The sequence below is a fragment of the Gluconobacter sp. P1C6_b genome (assembly GCF_018811945.1).
Taxonomy (GTDB): domain Bacteria; phylum Pseudomonadota; class Alphaproteobacteria; order Acetobacterales; family Acetobacteraceae; genus Gluconobacter.
This window is the reverse complement of the sequence record NZ_JACRVU010000051.1, coordinates 1-3,898: the sequence shown is the minus strand read 5'-3', so window position 1 is coordinate 3,898 and position 3,898 is coordinate 1. Positions and strand designations below refer to the sequence as shown.

General features: G+C 53.6%; 6 protein-coding genes. 2 read left to right on the top strand and 4 right to left on the bottom strand.

Annotation, left to right across the window (positions count from 1 at the left end):
• Window positions 1-288 (bottom strand): MobA/MobL family protein (locus KP701_RS15910; protein ID WP_215747891.1); only part of this gene is annotated, 288 nt, incomplete at its 3' end.
• A gap of 120 nt (window positions 289-408) precedes the next feature.
• On the opposite strand from KP701_RS15910, the gene KP701_RS15905 reads away from it, so the two are divergent.
• Window positions 409-651: a hypothetical protein gene (locus KP701_RS15905; protein WP_215747890.1), complete on the top strand. Its 243-nt coding sequence runs from the start codon at window positions 409-411 to the stop codon at window positions 649-651.
• A 165-nt stretch (window positions 652-816) separates the two neighbouring features.
• Here the strand turns inward: KP701_RS15905 and KP701_RS15900 are convergent, their stop codons facing one another.
• The gene (locus tag KP701_RS15900) at window positions 817-1,434 is read right to left on the bottom strand and encodes a helix-turn-helix domain-containing protein (protein WP_215747889.1); all 618 of its coding nucleotides are present in this window, start codon (window positions 1,432-1,434) and stop codon (window positions 817-819) included.
• A 190-nt stretch (window positions 1,435-1,624) separates the two neighbouring features.
• Window positions 1,625-1,891 (bottom strand): hypothetical protein, encoded by a 267-nt coding sequence (locus KP701_RS15895; protein ID WP_215747888.1) that lies wholly within the window; start codon window positions 1,889-1,891, stop codon window positions 1,625-1,627.
• Between the two features lie 187 nt (window positions 1,892-2,078).
• Between KP701_RS15895 and KP701_RS15890 the strand changes: the two genes are divergently transcribed.
• On the top strand, window positions 2,079-2,237 hold the full coding sequence (locus KP701_RS15890) for a hypothetical protein (protein WP_215747887.1): 159 nt from the start codon (window positions 2,079-2,081) through the stop codon (window positions 2,235-2,237).
• 128 nt (window positions 2,238-2,365) lie between these two features.
• Here the strand turns inward: KP701_RS15890 and mobQ are convergent.
• A partial coding sequence (gene mobQ, locus KP701_RS15885; protein WP_215747886.1) for a MobQ family relaxase occupies window positions 2,366-3,898 on the bottom strand: 1,533 nt, incomplete at its 5' end.

Sequence of the window (3,898 nt, the reverse complement as noted above, 5' to 3'; positions counted from 1 at the left end):
CTGGTCGGTCAGTTCAGCGGGAAGGGCAAGAACCCACTCGCGGGCAGTCCGGCCGTCCTTCCGCTTCTCGGCGGCCTCGGCTCCATTCCACAGGGCGTTTCGCTCACAACCTTGTCCGTCTGGGGTGATGATCCCGGTTGCAACGACACCACGCCGCCGCGTGTAGTCGTGAGCATTGCCGGTCCGATCATCCACCAGAGACGCGCCCGACCGATACGCGGCGGCGGCGACAGCAGATCGCCCGTCCTTCCGCGATATTGGTTTGGTTTCGGCGCGATACAGGGCCAACGGTCGGCTCCAAGGTGGGGTTAAGGGGAGGAACACCCCTACGCAGGAATTGATTTATCAATTCGTAACTGCGCACTTCGTGATAAGATCGCATACATCAATAGGTCGGATTTTGCAAAAATGGCTAAGACACTCGATCAGAAAATTGCCGATACCGAAGCACGGTTGGCGCGCCTACGTTTGGAAACTAGAAAGCAGGACACAGGCCGAAAGATCGTGCTGGGTGGTATCCTTCTTTCTGCTGCTGAACATGACCCTGCCATCCGGTCATGGCTTCTCAAGCAGGTTGAAGGCGATAAGCTCCGAAAAGCCGATGCTGAGCGTCTCGCCCCGCTCATCGCTAAGTGGCGGGAAATGGTCTGACCCCACCTACTCCTTTCCCCTTGAGCAAATCCCCCTCCCCTTTCTCTGTCCTCACTGGTCCGGAGCGAGCGCAGAGCGGGAGCGGCGTAGCCCGCCGAAGGCGTCCGGACGTGCTTCTCCCATCAGCGTCTCAGTTCCATTGCGGGTAGGTTGTTTCAGGTCAGATTAGAGGGGACTGGAACTTTGGTTGAGCCAGTCGATCATGTCCCATTTGCTCATTTTCGGGACATGAAGCTCGATTTCCCTCTTTCTAAATATATTAGATTGAGGATCGTCCGTGTCCGTTGCGGGTAGGTAGTGGAAAAGACCAGACACCACACGAGCCGCCATAGCTGCCTGTCGGCGTGATGCCTCATGCGCTTTACGGGCTGCTGCGGCTACAATCGCCGCCGCCCGCTGTGCGGCGTTCAAGACGATCTCATAGGCGTTCGAGGTCCGGACTCTCTTCCCTTTCTCCGCATCGTATACATAGCGGGCCGTCACTCGGATAAGTCCGACCTTCTCAAGAGCGTTCATCGCAGCCCACACGGTCCGCTCACTGGTCTGGGACTTCTCGGCGATCTTGGCATGCGACGGATACAGCGCCCCATCAGGCCCCATCAGGTCAATGAAAGCCTTAAAAACTGCCTTCCATGCGTGATACCGCGCGGGGAGATCGCCAGCCTTAAAGGCCGCTTCAACATTGCTTTTGAAGATATGCTTCAGCTTCGTCGTCGGCTGTCCCTTCATCTCATGTTGAAGGGCAGGAACACGGTTGCGAACGAACATAGAAGCGATGGTCATTGTCTATCCTCACTCGGACTGACCATCTTCTCTTGAGGGAACCACCCGCTTTAGGGTATCGTTCTCTCGGAAAGCTGGCCCGTCCACTCGATCTGGCGGGTCAAGCTGAAAGGCCGGTGTTGACGCACCGGCCTTTCGCCGTTTCTAGGGCTAGTGTTCGCCCATTCCTGAAAAAACGCAATATGCTGGTTTATTCATCCTCTATTCCTTTTAATGCAGGACTGAATCTGTCTCTTGGCAACATTGCTGAAGCATCTCTCCCTAAAAGTTTAGCGATTTGGGCGTAAGTTGCTTCTAAATGTAATATTCTAAACTCTACATTATCATGTGGACCAAGATTTATAAGTGTTGATCCCAATGCTTCGGAAACAAATTGATGTTTATAACCAGAATCTAAGAATTTTTTCGCTAAATCAGAAAATTCTTTCTGCATTTCTTTAAAATCATCACTTGTCATGATTTATCTCCATAAAATTATTACCGGAATGACATGACTACGCCGCTCCGGGTTTGGCACTCCAATTGATAAACAAAGGTATTGTAAATATGAATAATTATAATACAAAATTCTGAATCGACCTCATTCCTAAAATGGGATCGAAGACAGTATAACCTATTAACTAAGTTAAATGAAGGTTTGCACGATGCCACTTCAAGTAATGATTGATAATCTTGACGAATTAGAAGGCCACGAAACATTAAAAGTTTCAATTTTGGAAGCTAATATTAAAGAAAATACTCCAAAAAAGCTCGAACTTGTAGATGAAAATGGTATGGTTTTTTATTCAGCCATCAAGTTTTAAATCAATACCCGGACGCCCTCCCGGGCGGGCTACGCCGCTCCCGCGCTGCGCTCGCTCCGGGTCTGCCCTGCCTTTTGCCGGGTAACTCTGCTTGCTCAAGACACGACGAATTTAGCGGCTAAATCGCCTCACATGCCGGGAGATGGGCTGTCGTCCCAATCGTCCTCGAAATCGTCGTCCTGCTTTGGAATGTGAGTAACCGGAGACGGCTGTGTGCTTTCCTGCACCTGTTCTACCGGCCTCTTATCTACCCGCCTTTGTGTTTCCAGACTTTGTTCTTCTAGCCATCGGTTAAACTCTTGATGTCTTAATTCCTCTTGCTCTCTGTCCTTGGCCATGTGGGTTTCACATTTCTTCATAACTTCAGTCAGCGTGAGAGAACGCCAACGCAACCGAGCATCCAGATTGGGGCTGTTTACCTCTGCCTGAAACCAGTCTTTGAATAACTGTTTTGCCCGCTCTAAAGCGGCCTTTAGGGTCGTCAAAACACCAGTGATCTGACGAATTTCAATCTTGAGTTCCGCCGCTTGTTCTTTCTTTTCTTGGATCTCTGGCGGGGGGCGTAGGCGTGCGAAAAAGCCAACCGTCTTTGACCATTCGTCAATGTCGTGGTGACGGGCCTCAAGACGATATTCTGCCTGAGTCAGATTATACTCTTCCTGCGGTATTCTTTTCTCAAGATCGCGGATTTCTTGAGTTTTAAGCGCATACTCTGGGGTATCCTTAACGATCCCCTCACGCAAACCGACCTCTCCTAGAGCTAGTTCATCAGTGGCCTGCTTGAGTATTTCATCCAGCCCCCAAGACTTTCGGGGCTTCATGTAATCATCCCACTCCTGAACAAAGGCGGCTCTCTGCTTCCGCCGCTGCTCCTCATCCCGTGCGGCTTGGGCGCGCAACCGCTCACGCTCCGCCTGTAGGTCGATGATTTCCGCCGTCAGCGCCGCTTTCCGCTCGTTGTCCTGCTCTATGGCCCGGTTGATGTTCCCGGCATCTGTCTTGCGCCCACGACGCTCTAGGGCCGTCACAGAAGGCCCTAGATGGACCGTAGGCGCCCTATCGACCCCACGAGCCTTGAGACTGCGCCGGTCGATCCGTGCGGCCTCTCCTGCGGCTTCTAGAGCCGAATTGGCTTGTGCCTCCCAGAGCGCCCGGACTTCCTCAACCAGAACCGCCCCTTTCTCGATGCCTTGCTTGCGCAACTGGGCATCTGAAAGTTCGGGCTGTGCCTTGTCTCCAAACACCAGAGCGCCCGAAGCATCACGGCTGATCTGCCGGGTCGTGGTCAGCACATGGGCATGGTGGTTGCGCTGATCGCCTTCTCGCCCTGGGCGATGAATGGCGAAATCGACAGCCACCCCGAAACGCTCGGCCAGGGATCGACTAAACTGCGCGATGAGGTCCAGCCGCTGCTGGTCGGTCAGTTCAGCGGGAAGGGCAAGAACCCACTCGCGGGCAGTCCGGCCGTCCTTCCGCTTCTCGGCGGCCTCGGCTCCATTCCACAGGGCGTTTCGCTCACAACCTTGTCCGTCTGGGGTGATGATCCCGGTTGCAACGACACCACGCCGCCGCGTGTAGTCGTGAGCATTGCCGGTCCGATCATCCACCAGAGACGCGCCCGACCGATACGCGGCGGCGGCGACAGCAGATCGCCCGTCCTT